Source organism: Arthrobacter sp. 05T420, assembly GCF_056396305.1.
This window is the reverse complement of sequence record NZ_JBFTLG010000002.1, coordinates 84,657-106,263: the sequence shown is the minus strand read 5'-3', so window position 1 is coordinate 106,263 and position 21,607 is coordinate 84,657. Positions and strand designations below refer to the sequence as shown.

At 67.7% G+C, this 21,607-nt stretch carries 22 protein-coding genes; 13 read left to right on the top strand and 9 right to left on the bottom strand.

The genetic code is table 11. From position 1 onward, the window contains the following. Positions 1-87: 87 nt before the first annotated feature. The 4 genes from AC1DEM_RS02790 (at position 88) to AC1DEM_RS02775 (ending at position 3,730) form a co-directional block, all read left to right on the top strand. On the top strand, positions 88-867 hold the full coding sequence (locus tag AC1DEM_RS02790) for an IclR family transcriptional regulator (protein WP_476883009.1): 780 nt from the start codon (positions 88-90) through the stop codon (positions 865-867). Positions 868-954: 87 nt separating this feature from the next. Next, positions 955-2,145: a 4-hydroxybenzoate 3-monooxygenase gene (locus AC1DEM_RS02785; RefSeq protein WP_476883008.1), complete on the top strand. Its 1,191-nt coding sequence runs from the start codon at positions 955-957 to the stop codon at positions 2,143-2,145. A gap of 119 nt (positions 2,146-2,264) precedes the next feature. Further along, on the top strand, positions 2,265-2,657 hold the full coding sequence (locus AC1DEM_RS02780) for a nuclear transport factor 2 family protein (RefSeq protein WP_476883007.1): 393 nt from the start codon (positions 2,265-2,267) through the stop codon (positions 2,655-2,657). Beyond that, positions 2,654-3,730: an FAD-dependent monooxygenase gene (locus tag AC1DEM_RS02775; protein ID WP_476883006.1), complete on the top strand. Its 1,077-nt coding sequence runs from the start codon at positions 2,654-2,656 to the stop codon at positions 3,728-3,730. The genes AC1DEM_RS02780 and AC1DEM_RS02775 overlap by 4 nt, the downstream gene beginning before the upstream one ends. A gap of 40 nt (positions 3,731-3,770) precedes the next feature. On the opposite strand, the gene AC1DEM_RS02770 is transcribed toward AC1DEM_RS02775, so the two are convergent. The 4 genes from AC1DEM_RS02770 to purB form a co-directional block, all read right to left on the bottom strand. Next, entirely contained in the window at positions 3,771-4,205 is a 435-nt protein-coding gene (locus AC1DEM_RS02770; RefSeq protein WP_377984215.1) for an acyl-CoA thioesterase, read from the bottom strand. 96 nt (positions 4,206-4,301) lie between these two features. Then, positions 4,302-4,805: a GNAT family N-acetyltransferase gene (locus AC1DEM_RS02765; protein WP_377984214.1), complete on the bottom strand. Its 504-nt coding sequence runs from the start codon at positions 4,803-4,805 to the stop codon at positions 4,302-4,304. 85 nt (positions 4,806-4,890) lie between these two features. Then, positions 4,891-5,562: a histidine phosphatase family protein gene (locus AC1DEM_RS02760; protein WP_476883005.1), complete on the bottom strand. Its 672-nt coding sequence runs from the start codon at positions 5,560-5,562 to the stop codon at positions 4,891-4,893. Beyond that, positions 5,559-7,001, bottom strand: coding sequence for an adenylosuccinate lyase (gene purB, locus AC1DEM_RS02755; RefSeq protein WP_476883004.1), 1,443 nt, complete (start codon positions 6,999-7,001; stop codon positions 5,559-5,561). The genes AC1DEM_RS02760 and purB overlap by 4 nt, the downstream gene beginning before the upstream one ends. Positions 7,002-7,204: 203 nt before the next feature. On the opposite strand from purB, the gene AC1DEM_RS02750 reads away from it, so the two are divergent. Together AC1DEM_RS02750 and AC1DEM_RS02745 are read left to right on the top strand one after the other, a co-directional pair. Next, complete coding sequence (locus tag AC1DEM_RS02750) at positions 7,205-7,504, top strand: hypothetical protein (RefSeq protein ID WP_476883003.1); 300 nt, start codon at positions 7,205-7,207, stop codon at positions 7,502-7,504. Then, the gene (locus tag AC1DEM_RS02745; protein WP_476883002.1) at positions 7,504-9,021 is read left to right on the top strand and encodes a hypothetical protein; all 1,518 of its coding nucleotides are present in this window, start codon (positions 7,504-7,506) and stop codon (positions 9,019-9,021) included. Before AC1DEM_RS02750 ends, AC1DEM_RS02745 begins: the two co-directional genes overlap by 1 nt. Here AC1DEM_RS02745 and AC1DEM_RS02740 read toward each other — a convergent pair. Beyond that, a complete protein-coding gene (locus AC1DEM_RS02740; protein WP_377984209.1) occupies positions 8,972-9,358 on the bottom strand; it encodes a phage holin family protein in 387 nt (128 codons plus the stop codon). The genes AC1DEM_RS02745 and AC1DEM_RS02740 overlap by 50 nt on opposite strands. A gap of 106 nt (positions 9,359-9,464) precedes the next feature. On the opposite strand from AC1DEM_RS02740, the gene AC1DEM_RS02735 reads away from it, so the two are divergent. The 4 genes from AC1DEM_RS02735 to AC1DEM_RS02720 all read left to right on the top strand — a co-directional run bounded on the left by AC1DEM_RS02735 (position 9,465) and on the right by AC1DEM_RS02720 (position 14,521). Continuing rightward, positions 9,465-10,583 carry a histidinol-phosphate transaminase gene (locus AC1DEM_RS02735; protein WP_476883001.1) on the top strand — a complete coding sequence of 373 codons (1,119 nt, stop codon included), beginning with the start codon at positions 9,465-9,467 and terminating at the stop codon, positions 10,581-10,583. Positions 10,584-10,730: 147 nt separating this feature from the next. Continuing rightward, a complete protein-coding gene (locus tag AC1DEM_RS02730; protein ID WP_476883000.1) occupies positions 10,731-12,008 on the top strand; it encodes a thiamine pyrophosphate-dependent dehydrogenase E1 component subunit alpha in 1,278 nt (425 codons plus the stop codon). Continuing rightward, positions 12,008-12,988, top strand: a complete 981-nt coding sequence (locus AC1DEM_RS02725) for an alpha-ketoacid dehydrogenase subunit beta (RefSeq protein ID WP_476882999.1) — start codon at positions 12,008-12,010, stop codon at positions 12,986-12,988. The genes AC1DEM_RS02730 and AC1DEM_RS02725 overlap by 1 nt, the downstream gene beginning before the upstream one ends. A gap of 9 nt (positions 12,989-12,997) precedes the next feature. After that, positions 12,998-14,521 carry a dihydrolipoamide acetyltransferase family protein gene (locus AC1DEM_RS02720; protein ID WP_476882998.1) on the top strand — a complete coding sequence of 508 codons (1,524 nt, stop codon included), beginning with the start codon at positions 12,998-13,000 and terminating at the stop codon, positions 14,519-14,521. 155 nt (positions 14,522-14,676) lie between these two features. Here AC1DEM_RS02720 and AC1DEM_RS02715 read toward each other — a convergent pair whose 3' ends face one another. Next, positions 14,677-15,015 carry a hypothetical protein gene (locus AC1DEM_RS02715; protein ID WP_476882997.1) on the bottom strand — a complete coding sequence of 113 codons (339 nt, stop codon included), beginning with the start codon at positions 15,013-15,015 and terminating at the stop codon, positions 14,677-14,679. A gap of 245 nt (positions 15,016-15,260) precedes the next feature. Here AC1DEM_RS02715 and AC1DEM_RS02710 point away from each other — a divergent pair, with 245 nt between their 5' ends. Then, entirely contained in the window at positions 15,261-16,883 is a 1,623-nt protein-coding gene (locus tag AC1DEM_RS02710; protein ID WP_476882996.1) for an AMP-binding protein, read from the top strand. A 4-nt stretch (positions 16,884-16,887) separates the two neighbouring features. Here AC1DEM_RS02710 and AC1DEM_RS02705 read toward each other — a convergent pair whose 3' ends face one another. From AC1DEM_RS02705 to AC1DEM_RS02695, 3 genes are all read right to left on the bottom strand, one after another. Then, positions 16,888-17,316, bottom strand: coding sequence for a universal stress protein (locus tag AC1DEM_RS02705; RefSeq protein WP_377984202.1), 429 nt, complete (start codon positions 17,314-17,316; stop codon positions 16,888-16,890). Between the two features lie 144 nt (positions 17,317-17,460). Further along, the gene (locus tag AC1DEM_RS02700; protein ID WP_476882995.1) at positions 17,461-18,753 is read right to left on the bottom strand and encodes an aminotransferase-like domain-containing protein; all 1,293 of its coding nucleotides are present in this window, start codon (positions 18,751-18,753) and stop codon (positions 17,461-17,463) included. Between the two features lie 181 nt (positions 18,754-18,934). Next, on the bottom strand, positions 18,935-19,498 hold the full coding sequence (locus tag AC1DEM_RS02695; RefSeq protein ID WP_476882994.1) for an NAD(P)H-dependent oxidoreductase: 564 nt from the start codon (positions 19,496-19,498) through the stop codon (positions 18,935-18,937). A 126-nt stretch (positions 19,499-19,624) separates the two neighbouring features. On the opposite strand from AC1DEM_RS02695, the gene AC1DEM_RS02690 reads away from it, so the two are divergent. Together AC1DEM_RS02690 and AC1DEM_RS02685 are read left to right on the top strand one after the other, a co-directional pair. Continuing rightward, positions 19,625-20,257, top strand: coding sequence for a TetR/AcrR family transcriptional regulator (locus tag AC1DEM_RS02690; protein WP_476882993.1), 633 nt, complete (start codon positions 19,625-19,627; stop codon positions 20,255-20,257). Positions 20,258-20,618: 361 nt separating this feature from the next. Then, complete coding sequence (locus AC1DEM_RS02685) at positions 20,619-21,605, top strand: ABC transporter permease (protein ID WP_277524574.1); 987 nt, start codon at positions 20,619-20,621, stop codon at positions 21,603-21,605. Positions 21,606-21,607: the final 2 nt, after the last annotated feature.

The following is a 21,607-nucleotide window of genomic DNA, read 5'->3' as shown; positions in this document are numbered from 1 at the left end:
TGTTGGCGGGACCCTTCCTATTGTGAGAGTTCTATCACTCGAGGGTGTTGCGTGGGACACTAAAACCCATTCAATGGAAGGAAGAGCGTGGCCAATTCGAACTCCGGAGACTCGGTGGTGGACCGGATCCTGCGGCTGATTGCCGCCTTTCCGGAGGGTGCCGCCGTCCTGCAGCTCTCGGAGCTGGCCGCCCGGGCGGAGCTCCCGCTGACCACAGCGCACAGGCTGGTCCGGCAGCTGGCCGGGCACGGCCTGCTTGAGGTCGGCTCCGGCGGCTCCGTCAGCCTGGGCCTGCGGCTCTGGGAGCTCGCCAACCGCAGTTCCCCCACGCTTGAACTCCGCCAGGCCGCCCTGCCGTTCATGGAGGACATTCAGCAGGTGCTCCACCAAAACGTGAACCTCGCCGTGCTGGACGGCCGGGAAGCGCTCTTTGTGGAGCGGCTGTCCCGCCGCGGCTCCGTCGCCAACCGCGCGCAGGTGGCCGGCCGGATGCCCGTGCACGTGTCGTCCGCCGGACTGGTGCTCATGGCCAACCAGCCCCGAACCGTCCAGGCTGAGTACCTCGAAGGATTCAGCGATCCGACCGGACGGCTGGTCCCCGAAGACCTCCGCGCCCTCCTCGGCGAGGCCGCCCACCAGGGCTACGCGCAACTCGCCGGTGTCGTAGACCCTGACACATGGGGGATCGCCGTGCCCGTGCTGGACCGCAAGAAGCGCGCCGTCGCGGCCCTCGGCGTCGTCGTTCCCCTTCGCGAAGTGCGCCTCCAGGCGCTCGTTCCCGCCCTCCAGACCGCAGCCCGCGGGATCGGGCGGCGGCTTGGTGAGACCCGGCAGAGCACATCATTCCATTCAGCGGAATCATTGTAACGCGCATCACGCCTTCGGGAGCACACTGTAAGCCGGAAGACGACAACGGCCCCCGGTCCCCGGACCCCGCAGCGAAGCGAGACGCACATGGCACAGCGAAAAGTCATTAACACGCAGGTAGCCATCATGGGTGCCGGCCCGGCCGGGCTCATGCTGTCCCATTTGCTGGCCAAGGCCGGCATCGAATCCACCGTCCTCGAACTCCGCAGCCACCAGGAGATTTCCGCGACGGTCCGCGCTGGCATCCTGGAGCATGGCTCGGTCAACATGCTCGTCGACAGTGGTGTCTCCGACCGCGTGCTGCGCGACGGCGACCGCCATGACGGGATCGAGCTGCGCTTCAACGGCGAAAGCCACCGGATCGACTTCCAGGACCTCGTCGGGGAATCGGTGTGGCTCTACCCGCAGACGGACGTGTTCCTGGACCTCTCCGCGCGCCGAAAGGCCGACGGCGGGGATGTCCGGTACGGCGTCACGGACACCACCATCCATGGCCTCGAAGCCAAGCCCAAGGTCTGGTTTACGGATGCGGACGGCGCCGCGTACGAACTCCAGGCCGACTTCATCGCCGGCGCGGACGGTTCGCGCAGCCTCTGCCGCCACCAGATTCCCGAGGCGCAGCGCAAGTGGTACTTCCACGAATACCCCTTCGCGTGGTTCGGCATCCTGGCCGAGGCCCCCCGCAGTTCCGACGAGCTGATCTACGCCAACTCGGAGAACGGCTTCGCCCTGATCAGCCAGCGCACTGAAACGGTCCAGCGGATGTACTTCCAGTGCGATCCCAGCGAGGACGTCAACAACTGGGATGAGGATCGCATCTGGGACGCCTTCCGCAGCCGGGTGAACGGCAACGGCTTCGAGGTCAAGGAAGGGCCGGTGATCGACAAGACGGTCCTGAAATTCCGCAGCTTTGTCCACGCCCCCATGCGGCACGGCAACCTGTTCCTCGCCGGAGACGCCGCGCACACCGTGCCGCCCACCGGGGCCAAGGGATTGAACCTGGCGCTAAACGACGTCAAGGTCCTGTTTGAGGGCTTCGACAGCTTCTACGCCACCGGCTCCACCGCGCTCCTTGACGCCTACAGCGGGCGAGCCCTGGACCGGGTATGGAAGGCCCAGCAGTTCTCTTACTGGATGACCTCCATGCTGCACACCCCCGCTGACGCCGACGACTTCTCCCGCGCCCGCCAGCTTGGCGAACTTCATTCCGTGGTGTCCTCCCGCCCCGGCCGCGCCTACCTGGCGGAGGCCTACACGGGCTGGGCCGGAGCCAGCTAGGACCCCTCGCCGGGGCGCGCATTTTCCGTCGACAGGCACCGGGGTCAGGACTACCCTTGAACCGTCCCAGCATGACCCGACAAGCAGGACCGACAAGGATGACGGAGAGGTGTCCGACCATGGGAACCGCAGAGAATGTTGAACTGGTCCGGCGTGGATACACGGCCTTCAACGCAGGGGATATAGCGACCCTCAGCGACATGTTCGCGGAGGACGCAGTCTGGTACGTTGCCGGCAGCGGCGTGCTGTCCGGAGTCAAACAGGGCCGGGACGCGATCATGAGCTACTTCGGCGAGCTCGGCGCCCGATCCCAGGGTTCCTTCCAAGCCAACCTCGAGGACGTCGTCGGCGGTGAAAAGTACACCGTGGGCATTCAGCAGACGCAGGCCCAGGGCAACGGCAAGACCCTGAACATGGCCACCGTCATCACGTTTGTGGTCCGCGACGGAAAGATCGTGGAAGGGCGGGAGTTCTTCGAGGACACGGCCAAGGCAGACGATTTCTGGGCGTGACCGAACCGGCGCCGCCTGTTCCCGGCCGGCAGACGGTTTCCATCATCGGCGGCGGCATCGCCGGACTGGCCCTGGCAGCAAGCCTCGACCCCGCACGGTTCGACGTCACAGTCAACGAACAGCGCGACGGACTCCCGGCCGTCGGAACATCACTTGCAGTGTGGCCCGCGGCCCAGCGGGCCCTTGGCCGCCTAGGAATCCTGGACGCGGTCCGGGAAGCGAGCCCGGTGATCGAGGGCGTGAGCGTCCGCGCGGCTTCCGGCAGGCCGTGGACAGCGGCACAGGCGACTGGACTGATCGGCGTTTCCCGCATTGACCTCATCCGGCTGCTCGACGCCGCCGTCCCGGTCAGTGTGGGCCGGGCATCCGGCCGCATCGACGTCGTCCGGCCGGGTCCCGCCGGCCTTGTGGTGGGCGCCGACGGCGTCCACAGCTCGGTCCGCCGCAGCTGCTGGGGCGCCCGCTCCGGGGCGCAGCCCACACCATATCTCGCGGTCCGCGGCGTGGTTCCGGGACGGCTGTGGCGCGGGCACACGGGCGAATATTGGGGCCGGGGGCAGCTCTTCGGGATTGGTCCCGCGGCGGCCGGGACCAACTGGTACGCGGCGTTCCGCTCCGGCGCAGGAGCCGGGAGCCTGGATGCGGCCGCCGTCCTGGAGGAAACACGCGCCCGCTACGCAGGCTACGCCCCGGGGATCCTCGAGGTCCTGGCCGCGGCAGTACCGCAGACATCCCTGGTGCAGCGGGTCTGGACGACGCCGCCGCTTGGCAGCTACGTCCGCCGCAGGGTGGCCCTCATCGGCGATGCCGCCCACGCGATGACGCCGAATCTTGGCCGAGGGGCCTGTGAAGCGCTGGTCGATGCCGTGACCCTTGCGGAGTTTCTCAATACCCGGCCCGTAGACGAGGCCCTGACGGCCTATAACCGGGCGCGCCACCTGCGCACGCAGGCGCTGCGGGCGGCGTCGTCGGCCGTGATGCGGCTGGCCCTGGCCGAACGTGGCCAGCCTGCAAGGGACGCGCTGGCCGGCATCATCGGATGCCGCTACCTCTCCGGTCCGGACTCCGGCTAGCTCCTGGTTTTGGCTCCTGGTCCGTTTCCCCGTCCTGGGCCTAGTCCTGGTCCAGGGTCTCGGTCAGGTGGTGCGTCGGAATCCGGTCCCGGTCATAGGTGATTTCGGTGTAGCCATGCGGCTCGGGCTTCCCGGACGCGCTGAGGTTCACGAAGACAATCTCGTCAATGGTGAGGATGCTCCGGCGCGTGATCATGTTCCTGACTTCAGCGCGCATGGTCAGCGACGTCCGGCCGAACCGGGTCGCGGTCAGGCCCATTTCGATCAGGTCGCCCTGGACGGCTGAGCTGACGAAGTTGATTTCGGAGATGTACTTGGTGACGGCCCGGCCGTTGCCCAGCTGGAGGATGGCGTAAATGGCCGCCTCCTCGTCGATCCACTTCAGCAGGCTCCCGCCGAACAAGGTGCCGTTGGCGTTGAGGTCCTCGGGACGCACCCATTTGCGGGTGCGGAAAGTGATGTCGGCCGATTCCATAGTGCGAGGTTAGCCGAGTCCGCGGCAGCCGGCGCTGTGTGACGCAGCGTTCCCCCGGCGCCCGGCCTCCGGCGCCCGTTTCGCTGCCGCCGGGACCTACGCCATGGCGGTGTGCGCGGCGCTGTGCGAATCGATCGGCTTCGCGTAGCAGTAGGAGTGCACCACGCCGACATACGGCCCGAAGTTCGGCACGGACACAAAGCCCGAGTTCTCGTAGAACTGCCGTCCGTCGGTCTGCACCGAGCCGGCCTCCGCCGTCAGGGTGGTGACCCCCAGCGCGTGGGCGTGGGCTTCGAGCGCCGCGAGGATGGAGCTAGCCACCCCGGAGCCGCGGGTGTAGGGCAGCACGTAGAGGCGCTTGATTTCGGCGGTCTGGGCGTCCAGCATGCGAAGACCGCCGCAGCCCACCGGCTGGCCCGAGGCTTTGTCGTGCGCCACCAGGAACACCGCTGTGTCCGCTTCCGACGGCGGCGGTCCGGGTTCGTGGTCGGGCCGGCCAAAGCGCGCTTCGAGTTCCGCCTGCTGGGCGGCCCTCAGGTCCGCGCCGACGGGGTTTGCCCAAGTGACCTGACGGATGTTGAGCCGCGGGTTGGTCTGCATCACTGCCTCGATTCGCCGAAGTGTTATGCAATCCAAGGCTAGGCGCCAGCGGTTTCGGCCGTGTTTCCTGCCGGTAAGCGTTGCGCTACGCCGGACGGCCGGTGGGATCCTCCGCCGTCGGGTCCGCCAGGGCCAGGCCGCCCACGGGGCTGTCGTCCCAGTGGATGAGCTCCCAGCCGGCGTCGGGATCGCCGTCCAGCGCCACGATTCCGGTGTTGTCCAGCTCGTGCTTGATGGCAAAGTCCGGGTTGATGTTGGCCGCGCGCAAGCCGGCCCACACCCGGATGGCTGCGCCGTGGCTGACCACGGCCACGGATCCTGGGCCGCCCGCGTCGTTGGCCCGTTCCGCTACTGCGGCGATCGCGGCGTCGTAGCGTTCAAAGAAGTCCCGGCCGCTGGGACCGGCAGGCATCCTGCGGTCCAGATCGCCGTCCGCCCAGGAAAAAATGGTGGCCATGTACCGCTTGATCGATTCGCGGTCCGTCAGCTTCTCCAGCGCCCCGGCTTCGATCTCGTGAATGCCCTGCAGGACCTCGGTTTCCAGCCCGTGCAACCGGGCGAGGGGCGCCGCCGTGATCTGCGTCCGGACCAGGGTGGAAGCGTAGAGGGCATGGATCCGCTCGTTCGCCAGGGCGCGGGACAAGGCCTCAGCCTGCCGCTCCCCGAGTTCGGTCAGCCCGGGTCCGGGGTGCGCGGTGTCCAGCTGGCCGAGGACGTTCCCGGGCGTCTGGCCGTGGCGGATGAGCAGGAGCCTCATTTGAGGTGGTCCACCAACTGGTCCGCGATGCCGGTGTACTTGCCCGGAGTCAGGGCCAGCAGCCGGGCTTCGGCGTCGGGGGACAGGCCGAGGCCCTGGACGAATTCCTGCATCCGGGCAGCGTCCACGCGTTGCCCGCGGGTCAGGTCCTTGAGCCGCTCGTACGGGTTCTCCATGCCTTCGACGCCGGCGATGGCCTCGGCGCGCATGACCATCTGGATCGCCTCGCCGAGGACTTCCCAGTTGGTGTCCAGATCAGCGGCCAGCGCGTCCTCGGCCACCTTGAGCCGGTCCAGGCCCTTGGCGACGTTGGAGATGGCGAGCAGCGAGTGGCCGAACGCCACGCCTATGTTGCGCTGCGAGGAGGAATCGGTGAGGTCGCGCTGCCAGCGGGAGGTGACCAGGGTGGAGCCCAGCACGTCCAGCAGGCCCGAGGAGATCTCGAGGTTTGCCTCGGCGTTTTCGAACCGGATCGGGTTCACCTTGTGCGGCATCGTCGAGGAACCGGTGGCGCCTGCCACCGGAATCTGCACGAAGTAGCCGATCGAGATGTAGCTCCAGATGTCGGTGCAGACGTTGTGCAGGATGCGGTTGAAACGCGCGACGTCGGCATAGAGTTCGGCCTGCCAGTCGTGGCTTTCGATCTGGGTGGTCAGCGGGTTCCAGGCCAGGCCGAGGCCTTCGACGAAGCTCTTGGCGACGTGCTCCCAGTCGGCGCCCGGGACGGAGGCAACGTGGGCGGCGTAGGTGCCGGTGGCGCCGTTGATCTTGCCGAGGTATTCGGTCCGGGCAATCCGGTCCAGCTGCCGGCCAAGCCGGTGCGCCATGACGGCCAGTTCCTTGCCCAGCGTGGTCGGCGTGGCGGGCTGGCCGTGGGTGCGGGAGAGCATCGGCACGGCGCGGTTGTCCTCGGCCATTGCGCTGATCTGGGCAACCAGGGCGCGGGCAGCGGGCAGCCACACGTCCTCCACGGCGCCCTTGACGCCCAGGGCGTAGGAGAGGTTGTTGATGTCTTCGGAGGTGCAGCCGAAGTGCACCATGGCGGTCAGGTGATCGATCCCGATGCCCGGCAGGCGGCGGCCGATGTAGTACTCGACGGCCTTGACGTCGTGCACCGTCACGGCCTCGATCTCGGCCAGTTCCGTGACCGAGCCGGCGTCGAACTCCGTGACGATCGCGCGCAACTGCTGCTGCTGTTCCGCCGTGAGCGGGCCGGCCCCGGGCAGGACGCTGTTGCCAGTCAGGTGGATCAGCCACTCGACCTCCACAGCCACCCGGTCGCGGTTCAGGGCCGCCTCGGAAAGGTAGTCCACCAGCGGCGCGACGGCGGACTGGTAGCGGCCATCCAGCGGGCCGAGCGCGATCTGGTGGTCGGACGCGGCGAGGGCCAGGCGTCCGGACGGCGTGCGGGTATCAGCTGTGGCGGCAGTTTCAGGCATGTGCCGATTCTTTCACGAAGTGCCGCCGGGCCTTAAGCGCACCGGTCCGTGTGACTTTGCCGGCCCGTACGGGATTGCTGTCCGGGGCGTTGTCCACATAGCCGGCCGGCGCTCTTCAGCCGGTCCTGGCCGCAAGCTAGCGTCGGTTCATGAATAGCGGGACGACGCACGGCAGTTGGATGTCACACGGACCGGGAGGCAGCGTGGCTGTTTTTGGCGTGACGGCCGCCGATGCCCTCCAGTGCGCGTCACGCAGTTATGAAATCCAGCAGCTGGCCGCGCGCGTTTCGCGGTGCGCCGATGAGGCGGACGCGGTTCTGGCCGCACTGGGCCGCCTTGAGCTGCAGACGTGGCAGTCGCCGGCCGGCCGCGCCTACCGGCTGGCCCTGTCCTTGCACGCGGCGGCGCTGCGCCGAAGCCGGGACTCCCTCCTCGATGCTGTTGCCGTGGTGCTCCGGCACGCCCGGAACGTGGCGCAGCCAACGGACCGGATGGGCCGCTGATGGCCGAGGTGACCCCGGCAGGTTCCGGCGGCACGCCAGGGGTTTCGGCGCCGCCGGCTGACGGCAGCCTGCGGATCCGGGGCGGAGTCGGCGGGGTGAGCTTCCAGTTTGAGGAACTGCTGGCCGGTGCTGCGGCACTGGACGGGCTGGTCCGGCAGTTGCAGTCGGTGGAAGTGGAGGCCGAGGCCGCCCGGCGCGCGCTTTTCCCCTATCAATCCGACTCGTACACCAGCGGCAGCAACGCCATCATCGCCGTGGGGGAAGCAGGCCGGGATGTCGGCCGCGTCCGGTCAGAACTCCAGCGCATCGGCGACGACGTCCGCGCCAGCCACCGCGAGTACGAATACGCCGAGGCCCGGAACGCCTTGCTGCTGCGGATGGGGCTTCACGGCTCTGAGTACGGCTCTGAGTACGGCTCCGAATTCGGTGCCGCGCCGGCGCCCTTCGCCCTGCCAGAGGTGCGCGGCATCGTTGAAGACTGGATCGCCATGGCGCCCCGGAATCTCGCTGTGCTGCTCGGCCTGCCCGGGCCCCTGGCCGCCGTCGCCGGAGCCCTGAGCGGGCCCACTGACATCCGCCGCCTGGTCCGGGACGCCTCGGACGCGCCCGGGCTCACGTTCCTCAAGCCCCGGCCCGTCAGGATTGTGGGCCGCGAGACGTTTTCGGCCGACGTCGACCTCTCACCGGCCGGGCTGTTGCGCCGCGCCGGGGCGGTGGGGGAGGAGGGTGGCCGGATCGAGGTCATCGAGGTTGACGGCGCGACCCGGGCCCGGCCCGCGTGGGTGGTCATCATCCCCGGGACCCAGCAGGGCGGCCAGCCGGAAGGCACCAACCCCTTTGACCCCGCCGGAATCGCCGAGGCCCTGGGCTACGACTCGGCATGGACGGCAGCCGCCATCCGGCAGGCCTTGCAGCAGGCCGGAGCCGAGGCCGGCGACCAGCTTGTGGCTGTCGGCTACAGCCAGGGCGGGATCCATGCCATGAACCTCAGCAAAGACCGGGCGGTCCTGGACGAGTACGATCTCAAATTCGTGCTGACGGCGGGCTCGCCGGTGGGCGGGATCAGCCCGGGGCCGGGGATCCGCAGCCTGCACCTGGAACACGAACAGGATTGGGTGCCGGGAGCGGACGGACTGGCCAACCCGGACACCCGGAACCGGGTGACCGTGACCCTCACCAACCCGCTAGCCGTGCCGCCGCTGCAGGACTTCGGCCTGGGTCCCGGGCACCGGCTGGAGAATTACGCGGACGGGGCAGCGCTCGTCTCGGCAAGCCGGGACAACACCCTGCAGGACTCGACGGCTGCGCTGGCCGCAGTGGTGGGAACCGGCGGGGCGGCGACGGTGACCCGGTTCGCGCTCCGGCGCGAGGCCCGGCCGGCATCACAAGGAATGCCGGCACCGCGGGGAACATCCGCGGCCCCCGGGCCGCCCGCGGGTTCTGGACCGCGGCAGGGCCCGGGAGCCTCTAGCGGTCGAGGGCGGGAAGGAAGCTGGCCACGAGGGACACCGCGCTGATGATGATGGCGGCGAACACGGCCGTCCAGAAGAACGAGTCGATGGTGAAGTGCACGGTGGTGTAGCTGCTGATCCAGGACGTCAGGTAGAGCATCGCCGCGTTGATGACCACCGTGAACAGGCCCAGGGTCAGGATGGTGATCGGCAGCGACAGGATGCTGACGATTGGCTTGACGAAGGCATTGACCAAGCCGAAGATCAGGCCGATGAACAGGTAGCCCAGGATGAGGCTGATGGTGCCGTCGCTCTGGGTGGAAATATCCAGCCCGGTGAGGATCCAGCAGGCGATCGCCAAGGCCAGCCCGTTGATGATGACTCGTACGATGAATGAGCGCATGGCCCCATGCTGTCATACGCCCAGCGACGGCGGCAGGGACCATCTTCCCCTTTGTTGCGGCGGCCATCCCCCAACAGCACTAGCGACCCGAAGTAGGCTAGTTGGCATGACTTCATCAGAGAACCCGGCCGGGGGCATCAGGCCCCGTCCGGTGGTAGACCTCCTTCCCCGCTACGCGGCCGGCAAACCGCCCGTCCCCGTGGAAGGCCTGGTCAGTTACAAGCTGTCCTCCAACGAAAACCCCCTGCCCCCGATCCCTGCAGTGCAGCAGGCCATCGCGGCGCAGACCGACTTCAACCGCTACCCCGATCCGCTCAGCAGCAAGCTACGCGAATCGCTCGCCCGCTTCCTGGACGTTCCCGCCGAGGACATCGTCACGGGCGCCGGCAGCCTGGGCGCCCTCAACCAGCTGCTGGCCACGTTCGCCGGCCAGAACGACGACGGCAAGGCCGACGAAGTCATTTACGCCTGGCGCTCGTTCGAGGCCTACCCGATCTGTGTTGGGCTGGCGGGCGCCGAGAGCGTCCGGATCCCGCTGACGGCCGAGGGGCGCCATGACCTGGACGCCATGGCCGCCGCAGTGACCGCCCGGACCCGGATGATCCTGCTGTGCACGCCCAACAACCCGACCGGACCCATCCTGACCACGGAGGAAACGGAGCGCTTCATCAACGCCGTTCCGGCCGACGTCGTGGTGGTCATCGACGAGGCCTACCAGGAATTCGTCCGCGCCGGCGACGCCGTGGACGGCATCGCCATGTACCGGAAGTACCCCAACGTCGTCGTCCTCCGGACGTTCTCAAAGGCGCACGGCCTCGCCGGACTCCGCGTGGGCTACAGCGTCTCCCGGCCCGACCTGACGCAGCACCTGCGGGTAGCCGCGACACCATTCGCGGTGTCCCAAATCGCGGAGACGGCTGCCGTCATGTCGATCGAGCATTTCGCTGATGTTGTAGAAAGGGTACAAAGCCTGGTGGACGAGCGGGACCGGGTCACGGCCGGACTCCGGGAGCTCGGATGGTTCGTTCCGGAGGCCCAAGGCAACTTTGTCTGGCTCAATTTAGGCGCAGACAGTGCGGAGTTCGCCGCCCTGGCTGCCGAGCGGGCATTGTCCGTGCGCGCCTTCGGCAACGAGGGCGTCCGGGTCAGCATCGGCGAAACGGAAGCCAACACCCGGTTCCTGGAGCTCTGTGCGATCTATACAAAGCCGCCACAGCGTTCCTAGCGCTTAACACGGCACGATCGGTCCGCCCTGTGCGGATAAAGTAAGGACCAGTAAGCCAAAATATATGCCGGATACGGAATGTATTCCCAGTCCGGCATATATCCCAGCGATTGCGGCGCATTCGGATGCGGCAAGCAAGGAGACGGTATGGGCGCCACACATCTGCCCTCTACCGAGTTCGACGGAACCGAGATGGATGACCAGCTCGAGGCGGAGGCGGAAGCCCAATTGGGCGCCCCGGCCGAACCGATGGTGCAGTTGCTGGCCCCTGACGGCACCTTGGGCTCGGATCCGGTTTTCTCAAAGTACGCCGAGAAGCTGGATCCGGCCATGCTGCGCGGGTTCTACGCGGACATGGCCAAGATCCGCCGCTTCGACGTGGAAGCCACTGCCCTGCAGCGGCAGGGCCAGCTGGCCCTGTGGGTTCCGCTGACGGGACAGGAAGCCGCCCAGATCGGCTCCGGCCGGGCCAGCCAGCCGCAGGACTACATCTTCCCGACCTACCGCGAGCACGGCGTGGCCCTGACACGGAACGTGGACCTGGCCGAGCTCTTGCGTCAGTTCCGCGGCGTCTCCAACGGCGGCTGGAACCCGAAGGACACGAACTTCCACCTCTACACGCTGGTCCTTGCCGCCCAGACCCCGCACGCCGTCGGTTACGCCATGGGCATCCAGCGGGACCAGAAGCTGGCAGCCGCCAACGCCGTGGCCGGCGGGGAGGCAGGACAGGCCGTGGAGCCGAAGGCCGCCGTCATGGTGTACTTCGGCGACGGCGCCAGCTCCGAAGGCGACGTCCATGAATCCATGGTGTTCGCCTCCTCCTACCAGGCGCCCGTGGTCTTCTTCTGCCAGAACAACCACTGGGCCATCTCGGTGCCGAGCTCCGTGCAGACCCGCATCCCGCTCGCCAACCGCGCCAAGGGCTACGGTTTCCCCGGCATCCGGGTGGACGGCAATGACGTGATCGCCGTCCACGCCGTCACCGAGTGGGCGCTGGAGCAGGCCCGCGAAGGCAACGGTCCGGTCCTGATCGAGGCCTTTACCTACCGGGTCGGGGCGCACACCACGGCCGATGACCCCACCAAGTACCGCGAATCCGCCGAGGAAAGCCTGTGGCGGGCCAAGGACCCCCTGGAACGGCTGGAGAAGTATCTCCGCGCCGAGGGCCTCGCGGACGACGCCTTCTTCAACCAGGTCAAGGCCGACGGCGACGAGCTCGCAGCCTACGTCCGCAAGACCACCTACGACCTCGAAACCCCGGACATCCGGACTGCCTTCGCCAATACGTATGTGGAGGCCCATCCGCTGGTGGCCGAGGAACTGGCCTGGTTCGAGGAATACAGCGCAGGGTTCGCCGACGCCGAAACCGGACAGGCAAAAGCAGATCCGGCACAGGCGGAGCGGACAGACAGGGCGGCCCAGTAATGACCACCATGACCATTGCCAAAGCCATCAACGAGGGCCTGCGGGCCACGTTGAAGAACAACCCCCGCTCGCTGCTGATGGGCGAGGACATCGGGGCCCTCGGCGGCGTCTACCGGGTCACCGACGGTCTGATCACCGAGTTCGGCGCCGACCGCGTCGTGGATACCCCGCTGGCCGAATCCGGCATTATCGGCACCGCGATCGGCCTCTCCCTGCGCGGTTACCAGCCTGTCTGCGAGATCCAGTTCGACGGCTTCGTCTTCCCGGGGTTCAACCAGATCACCACCCAGCTGGCCAAAATGCACTCGCGCAGCAACGGCAACCTGACCGTTCCTGTCGTCATCCGGATCCCGTACGGCGGCGGCATCGGCTCGATCGAGCACCACTCCGAATCGCCGGAGGCGCTGTTCGCCCACACGGCCGGCCTGCGCATCATCACGCCGTCCAATCCGCACGATGCCTACTGGATGATCCAGCAGGCCGTCGACTGCCAGGATCCCGTCATCGTTTTCGAACCCAAACGCCGCTACTGGCTCAAGGGCGAGGTCGACACCGAGACCCCCGGCGCGTCCGCGGACCCCTTCAAGGCCCATGTGCTCCGCGAGGGAACCGACGCGACCGTCGTCGTTTACGGGCCGCTGGTGCCTGTGGCCCTGGCAGCGGCGGAGGCCGCCGCCGAGGACGGCCACAGCGTCGAGGTCATCGACCTCCGCTCCATCTCGCCGATCGACTTCGACACCGTCACGGCATCGGTCCAGAAGACCGGCCGGCTGATCGTGGCCCACGAGGCCCCCACCTTCGGCGGCATTGGTGGCGAAATTGCCGCCCGGATCAGCGAACGGGCATTCCATTCGCTGGAGGCCCCCGTCATCCGCGTCGGAGGATTCCACATGCCCTATCCCGTGGCCAAGGTCGAAGAAGACTACCTGCCGGACATCGACCGCATCCTTGAGGCGCTGGACCGCGCCCTGGCGTACTGACGAGGACCCATGACGCTCAACAAGTTCAACCTTCCCGACGTCGGCGAAGGGCTGACCGAGGCCGAAATCGTCGCCTGGAAGGTCAAGCCCGGCGACGCCGTGGCCATCAACGACGTCCTGTGCGAGATCGAGACGGCCAAATCCCTGGTGGAACTGCCCTCGCCGTTCGCCGGGACGGTCACGGAACTGCTGGTTCCCGAGGGAGTCACGGTGGATGTCGGCACGCCGATCATCAGTGTGAGCGACGCCGTCGCCGCCCCGGAACCGGCCGCGCCGGCACCTGCTGCCGCGGCCGCTCCCGCCCCGGAGCAGGCCGCCGCGGCGCCCATGTACGGCACGCTGCCGGCTGACACCTCCGACGCCGGCGAAGCCGCCGGGCGCCCCGCCGGTGGCCCGCTTGTGGGCTCCGGTCCCAAGGCCGACGCCGTCAAGCGCCGCCGGCGGATATCCGCCCCGGCGGCCACGGCCGGCCCCGGCGCTGCCGCCCCGATGGTCGAGCCTGTGGAGCCCGTGGGGGCCCACGACATCTGGATCAGCCCGGTCGCCGTCGGCAACCCGGCTGCAGAGGCCTCCGGCCCGGCGGACTCCGTTGACCTGCGCCCCACGCTGGGCGGTGCCATCAGCGGCCTGGTCGGCAAGGTGCTGGCCAAGCCGCCGGTCCGCAAGATCGCCCGGGACCTCGGGATCAACTTGGCTGACGTCGTCCCCACTGGCGCCCGCGGTGAAGTGACCCGTGAGGACCTGGTGAGCTACCAGGCCCAGCGTGACGCCGAGGTGGACAAGGCGGACTCGTTCTGGGGCAAGTCCGGCCGCCCGCAGGACCAGCGGATCGAGCGGATCCCGGTCAAGGGGGTCCGCAAGGCCACCGCGAAAGCCATGGTCGAATCGGCTTTTGCGGCGCCGCACGTCAGCATCTTTGTGGACGTCGACGCCAGCCGCACCATGGAATTCGTCAAGCGCCTGAAGGCCTCCCGCGACTTCGAAGGCATCAAGGTCTCCCCGCTGCTGATCCTGGCCAAGGCGGTCATTTGGGCGGCAGCGCGAAACCCGAGTGTCAACGCCACCTGGGTGGACAACCCGGACGGCAGCGATTCCGCGGAGATCCACGTCAAGCACTTCATGAACCTGGGCATCGCGGCCGCCACGCCCCGCGGACTGATGGTGCCGAACATCAAGAACGCCCAGGACCTTTCGCTCAAGCAGTTGGCTCTGGCCCTGAACGAGCTCGCCACCACGGCGCGCGCCGGCAAGACCCAGCCCGCCCAGATGCGGGGCGGCACGCTCACCGTGACCAACATTGGCGCCCTCGGGATCGACACCGGCACGCCGATCATCAACCCGGGCGAGGTCGCGATCGTGGCGTTCGGCACCATCAAGCAAAAGCCCTGGGTCCTGGACGGCGAAGTCATTCCGCGCTGGATCACCACTCTCGGCGGCTCCTTCGACCACCGGGTGGTGGACGGTGACCTTTCGGCCCGTTTCATGGCCGACGTCGCCGCCATCCTGGAGGAGCCGGCCCTGCTGCTGGATTGACGCTGCCCGCGGACCGCCGCCCGCCACGTTCCTTCCCAGTTACATCGGCTCCCGCAGCCGTGCGCCCGCGGGATACCGCGGTTTCCCCGGCCGCCGCCATGTCCCGCGGCCGGCAACTGGGACGGAGCGTTGGACCCGCGCCGCGGCCGGGCGGCTCAGTATCCCGAGTACGCGGTCAGTATCTGAACCATGGCGGGATCGCCACTCATGCCTGCGACGGCGGCCGAGGCGGCAAGCATCAGGCTCCCGAGCCCCGCGCCGCACGCGCTGATCGCGGTGAGGAACTTCCAGTCTTCCCGGAGCACGCTGCGCAGGGTGTCGGGCATGCGCAGGCCCGGGGCAATCACGTTGGGGGCGCTGTCCGTTGATCCGTCGTCCAGGAACGCGACAACGCGGCCGGCGCTGCGGTCCACGCGCATGGCGCTGATGTGGTTGCCGTGCCGGGCCAGGAGGATGTCGTGGCCAACCAGCTGGCGGCGCTGAAGAGCGATCATGGGGGTTCCCTTGGGTAGATGGGTTCTTGGATGTCCGCACCATCGCAGGGCACTTCCCATTTTATCGGGCGGCCCTGTTCCGGACGGCCCTACGGGCGGTGAGGCTGCCCACGGGAGGGGGTGATCCTGATCAAGTTTCGATTCACAGTCAAGGCCGTGCCGTCCTGTCCGGGAGCTACACCCCGGCATTAGAGTGACACCAGCCGCCGACAGCCCGGGCGGACGCGGATCAAAGGAGATGTTGCGTGTTTTCAAGCCCGTACCCCGACGTCGAAGTTCCCAACCTCGGCATTTACGACTACCTCTTCGGCGCTCTGGCAGAGGAGGACCTGGACCGGGTCGCCGTCGTCGACGGCGCCAGCGGTGCGGGAACGACGTACCGGGCACTGCGTGGGCAGATCGATGCCCTCGCCGGTGCCGTGGCCGCCCAGGGCCTCGGGGTCAACGGAGTGGCAGCCATCCTGTGCCCCAACGTCCCCGCCTTTGCGGCCGTCTTCCACGGCCTGCTCCGGGCCGGCGCCACGGTCACCACCATCAACTCGCTGTACACGGCGGACGAGATCGCCAACCAGCTCACCGACGCCGGCGCCGGCTGGCTCTTCACCGTCTCGGCGCTGCTGCCGGCCGCCCGGGAGGCCGCCCAACGGACCGGGATCCCGGCCTCACGGCTGGTGGTGCTCGACGGCGCCGACGGCCACCCCTCGCTGGGTGACTTGCTCGCCATGGGCGCACCGGCGCCCCGCGTCGACTTCGATCCGGCCACGCATGTGGCCGTGCTGCCCTACTCGTCCGGCACCACGGGCCGGCCGAAGGGCGTCATGCTCAGCCACCGGAATCTGATCGCCAACGTGGAACAGGCCAGGGGGCTGCTCGGCGTCGGCTCTGAGGACCGGCTCCTGGCGCTGCTCCCGTTTTTCCACATCTACGGGCTGACCGTGCTGCTGAACCTCGCCCTGCGCCAGCGTGCCAGGCTTGTCACGATGCCCCGGTTCGATCTGCCCGAGTTCCTGCGGATCATCCAGGAGCACCGGTGCAGCTACCTGTTCATCGCACCTCCCGTGGCGGTGGCGCTGGCCAAGCACCCGCTGGTTGCCGAGTACGACCTCGGCTCGGTGCACACCACCCTCTCCGGCGCGGCGCCGCTGGACGGTGAGCTCGGCACCCGCCTGTCCGAACGGCTCGGCTGCCGGGTCCTGCAGGGCTACGGCATGACCGAGATGAGCCCGGTATCGCACCTCATCCCGCGTGACAGCCGCGATGTCCCCGTTAGCTCTGTGGGCCACACCGTGCCCAACATGCAGTGCCGGCTCGTGGACCCGGCCACGGGAGAGGACATCCCCGTTCCCGCGGAAGGAACCAGCGCGCCGGGGCACCTTTTGTGCCGCGGGCCGAACGTGATGCTCGGCTATCTCAACCGGCCGCAGGAAACCGCCGACACCCTGGACGCGGACGGCTTCCTGCACACCGGAGACATCGCCACAGTACGGGCGGATGGGGTTGTGACGATCGTGGACCGGCTCAAGGAACTGATCAAGTACAACGGCTACCAGATCGCCCCGGCGGAGCTGGAGGCACTGCTCCTCACGCACCCCGGCATCGCGGACTCCGCGGTGATCGGAACCCTCGACGCCGACGGCCAGGAAGTGCCCAAGGCTTTCGTGGTCCGCCAGCCCGGCGCAGACGGCGATGCCCTCGACGCGGCGGGCGTCATGGACTTCGTGGCGGCCAAGGTGGCGCCGTTCAAGAAGATCCGCCGGGTGGAATTCATCGAGGCCGTGCCAAAGTCGGCCTCAGGAAAAATCCTGCGCCGGATACTCAAGCCGACAGAGCCGGCTGCAGAGCCGGCTGCCGTGTCAGAGAAGCAGTAATGCCCTAGTCGGCGTCGGTCTTGGCGATGTAGACGTCGCAGGGGGCGTTGTGGGCCACGCTGTTCGCAACGCTCCCCAGGACCCGGCCGATCCCGCTCATGCGACGGTTGCCGACCACGATCATCCGGGCACCGGTCCGCTCGGCTTCCCGGATCAGGGCCTCGGCGGGCTTGCCCCGGGCCGCGGCATGGGTGACGTTGGTGTCGGGGCGGCGCAGGCCGTCCGCCACCGTCCGTGCCACCTTCTCCGCGTTGCCGGCGTCGGAAACGATCCACTCGTCACTGCCGCTGCCGAAGACCTGGGTCCTGTCGCTGTCAAAGGCGCTGACCACATGAAGTGTCGCCCCCATGGAAACTGCGAGGTCGCGCGCGGTCTGCGCGGCCCGCAGGGCAGTTTCACTGCCGTCGACGCCGACAACGATAATTCCGGTCATGGACTGCTCCTCTTTGAACGAGTAATGCTGCTTAGTGTGCCTGTTCGACGGGCCCTGCTGTTCAGGAACCAGCGCTGTTCAGCGACTAGTGCTGCTCAGCAAGTCCAGCCGAACCTGCCGGTGTTCACGCTACAGTTCTTCAAACTACAGTGCGGCCAACGCTTCCCGCAGGACCGGCGCGAGCCGCCGCACGCCCTCACGGATAGACTCGGGCGGCACCGCGCTGAACGCCAGCCGGATCTTGTTCGAGGTGTCGTCCGACGGCGTGAAGGCCGCTCCCGGGATGAAGACGACGCCGGCGTCGATGGCCTTCGACAGCAGCGGGTACGTGTCCACGCCTTCGGGCAACGTGACCCACACGAAGAAACCGCCGTCGGGTTGCGTCCAGCTCAGTCCCTCTGGCATGTATTCGGCCAGGGCGGCAAGCATTGCGTCGCAGCGTTCCTTGTACAGCCCGCGGTACGTCTCGATCTGGCCGCGCCAGTCGTAATCGCGCAGATAGGCCGATACCAGCATCTGGTTCAGGGTCGGCGGGCACAGGGTGACGGCCTCTGATGCCAGGTAATACCGGCGCTGCAGGTGGGCCGGGACGAGGGCCCAGCCGATCCGCAGGCCCGGGGCGAAGATCTTGGAAAAGGACCCCATGTAGATGACGTCGTCCGGGTTGGCTGCCCGCAAGGGGGTCAGCGGCTTGCCGTCGAAGCGGAGCAGGCCGTAGGGGTTGTCCTCCAGGACCAAGATATTCGCGTTTCGGCATATATCCACCACCGCCTGCCGGCGTTCTGCGGACAGGGTGATGCCGGACGGGTTGTTGAAGCTGGGGATGGTGTAGAGGAACTTGACGTTCTTGCCGGCGGTCTGGAGGGCGGCGATTTTCGCTTCCAGCAGGTCCGGGACAATGCCGTCGCCGTCCATCGGCACGGTCTCGACTCCCACCTGGTAGGCCTCGAACGTGTTGAGGGCGCCGACATAGGTGGGATCCTCCACGAGCACCACATCTCCCGGATTGCAGAAGACCTTGGCGGCCACATCCTGGGCGGACTGCGAACCGGCCGTAATCACGATGTTCGCGGGATCGGCGTCGAGGATCCCCTCTGCCGCCATAACCTCGCAGATCTGGGCGCGGAGTTCATCGGTACCCTGGCCGCTGCCGTACTGCAGGGCGGTCATGCCTTGCTCGGCGATGATCTTCGCGGCGGTCTGGCCAAGGCGTTCCAGCGGCAGGGACTGCAGGTAGGGGCTTCCGCCGGCGAGGGAAACGAGGCCGGGGCGCATCGAGATGTCGAAGACGTCCCGGACTGCCGACTGCTTGATATTTGCTGCGCGCTCCGAGAACAAGATCTCGTGGCGGTGGGCGGACGTAGCCGCACGTTCGATTGCGTCAATGGCCTCGGCCGGAAGTACTGCTGCGGCGGCATCAAGTGTTTCGTGGGTCACAGACCCAAGGATACTACCCATGTTGCACGGGAGGAAACGATTGTTTTCTTGCGCCGTCAAATCGTCAAGCTGCCTTCCGCGGCGCCGGCCGCGGGCGGCCCGGAATCCCCGAGGCCCCCGGCAACTGCATGCTGCCGGGGGCCTCGGTGGCGTGGAGCGGGCTCCGTGAGTTGCGGAGGGCCTAGGCCGCCGCTGCGGCGGGGGCTTCCGCCAGCGCGTCGAACACGCCCTTGATCTGCTCGACAACTTCGGCGTCGTCCTTGGGGTGGACCTCGGCGAATCGGACCATCGAGCCGGGGACTGCCAGCTTGACGTTCTCGAGGACCTGGGCACCGGCGATGCCGACGGCCTTGCGGGCCTCGTCCTGGGCCCAAACGCCGCCGAACTGGCCAAAGGCGGTTCCGACAACCGCGGTGGGCTTGCCGGACAGGGCGCCGGCGCCGAACGGGCGGGACAGCCAGTCGATGGCGTTCTTCAGCGATGCCGGGACCGTGCCGTTGTGTTCCGGCGTAACCAGCAAGATGGTGTCGGCCTTGCTGGCCGCGGCGCGCAGGGCGGCGGCGGCGGCGGGCACCTGGCCCTCGACGTCGATGTCCTCGTTGTAGAACGGGATGTTGCCCAGGCTCTCGTGAATGACCACGTCCACCTGTTCCGGGGCGTTGAGCGCGATGGCCTCGGCCAGCTGCAGGTTGGTGGAGCCGGCGCGAAGGCTGCCGACAAGGGCGAGGATGGTCTGCTTGGACATGTGTACTCCTGTGCATCACGCCGCAGGATGGTTCCGGCGGCTGGTGGATCGTAGGGCTTTGCGGGCCTTCACCCATGCTAAACGGACTATGGTCCGGTTCTATTCCGGGGCGCTAGACTCAGCGGTGTGAGCCTCATCCCGATCCGTCCCGGTGCCCAGTCCGGGGGAGGGCGCCCCGCGGCGCCCGTCGCAGAAGCCGGGCGCCGCGACGCGGCGCGCAACAGGGAGCTGCTTCTCTGCGCCGCCCGGGAAATCGTGGAGGAATCCAGCGTCGACGCCCTCACCATGGACCGGCTGGCGCAGCGCGCCGGAGTTGGAAAAGGGACAGTCTTCCGTCGGTTCGGCAGCCGTGCCGGGCTGATGATGGCCCTGCTCAGTGATGCCGAGGCCGAATTCCAGGGCCGGTTCATCTTTGGTCCGCCCCCGGTGGGTCCCGGCGCGCCGCCCCTGGAGCGGTTGATCGCCGTGGGCGACGCCCGCATTGCCTGGACGTTGGAGTTCGGGGAGCTGGCCCGAGCCGCCGACGCGTCGGCCTACAACAGGTTCGATGTGCCGCCGGCCGTCCTCTGGCACCGCCACCTTGAGATGCTGCTGCGCGAAGCCGGAGTGACGGCGGACCCGTGGCTCATGGCGTCGGCCCTCGGGGCGGCGCTGGAGCCGGAACGGCTGCTCCATTCCGTCAGCGTGCACGGGATTGCGCCCGAGCGGCTGGCGGAAACCTGGCGGGAACTTGTCACGCGCGTAGTGGCCGGACGGTAGCGCGGTGTTGACGATTCCGCGAGTCAAAATCCACTCCGCGGACTTATTCATAACGATCTGTAGTTGAGCCGCCGTGTCGCGGCCGCCGGGAGCGCTGCGCGGCCCGGCTCATGTGATAGCTTCCTCTGGAATGTGACCCGCAACATAGTCCACAAGGACTAAGCCGCGAGGCCTGCGGGCGGCCGGAAACCAGCTGGCACATGATCCCGATCCGGCGGCGGAACCCGCTGCCGGATGGGGGACGACGGAAGGACCGAAGTTGTGAATAGACTTGTCATCCCGGCAGGCAGGCTGGCCGGTCCAGCCGCCGCCTTGGCGCCCGGATCCGCTCAGGCAACAGCGATCCAGAACTAGCCGCTCCATGCTTCGATACCTCGCAAAACGTGCCGTCACGTATGTCTTCATGATCTTCCTGACCACCAGCGCCGGCTACCTCCTGGCGGTGAGCACACTGCAGCCGGCGCTGCTCGAGCAGGAGCGGATTCCGCGGCCCACCCCCGAACAGGTGGTCAATTCCTTCCGGCTCAAGGGGCTCGATCCGACGCTCAACCCGTGGGAGCGCTACGTCGACTGGCTCACGGGCATCCTTACCCGCTGGGACTGGGGGCGGAGCCCCAACGGCGCCTTCATCAACGCCGAGTTCGGCGACCGGGTCTGGATCTCAACCCGGCTCTTCCTGGCCTCGATCATCCTGACCCTGGTGATCGGCGTCGCCCTCGGCGTCTACACCGCCGCCCGCCAGTACAAGGCCTCGGACAGGGTCATTACCTCGTACAGCTACCTCATGTACATCGTCCCCGCCCCGATCGCCTACTTCCTGGTGCAGTTGGGCGCCATCAACATCAACGAGTCGGTCGGGGAGCGCGTCTTCTTTGTTACCGGCATCTCCACCCCGGGCCTTGACGGCGGCGGCTGGGCCCAGTTCGTCGACATGCTCGCCCATTATGCCGTGCCAACTTTCGCCATCACGGTTGTGGGCTGGGGCGCATACCAGATCGCCCAGCGCCAGTACCTGCTGGACAACGTCAACGCCGACTTCGTCAGGACGGCCCGGGCCAAGGGCCTGACCCGCAACCAGGCCATCAGCCGCCACGCCCTGCGGGTGTCCTTCATCCCCGTGGCGCAGAGCATCGCATTCACCATCCCGGCGATCTTTGCCGGCGGTTTCTTCGCCGAGAAGATCTTCGCCTGGCACGGCGTCGGGTCCTGGTCCATCGACTCGATCGCGCTGCAGGACGTCAACGCGGCCACTGCCACCCTCGCCTACGGTTCCGTCATCTTCGCCGTCGGGGCAATCCTCGCCGATTTCGCCACCACGCTCGTCGACCCGAGAGTGCGGGTGCAGTAATC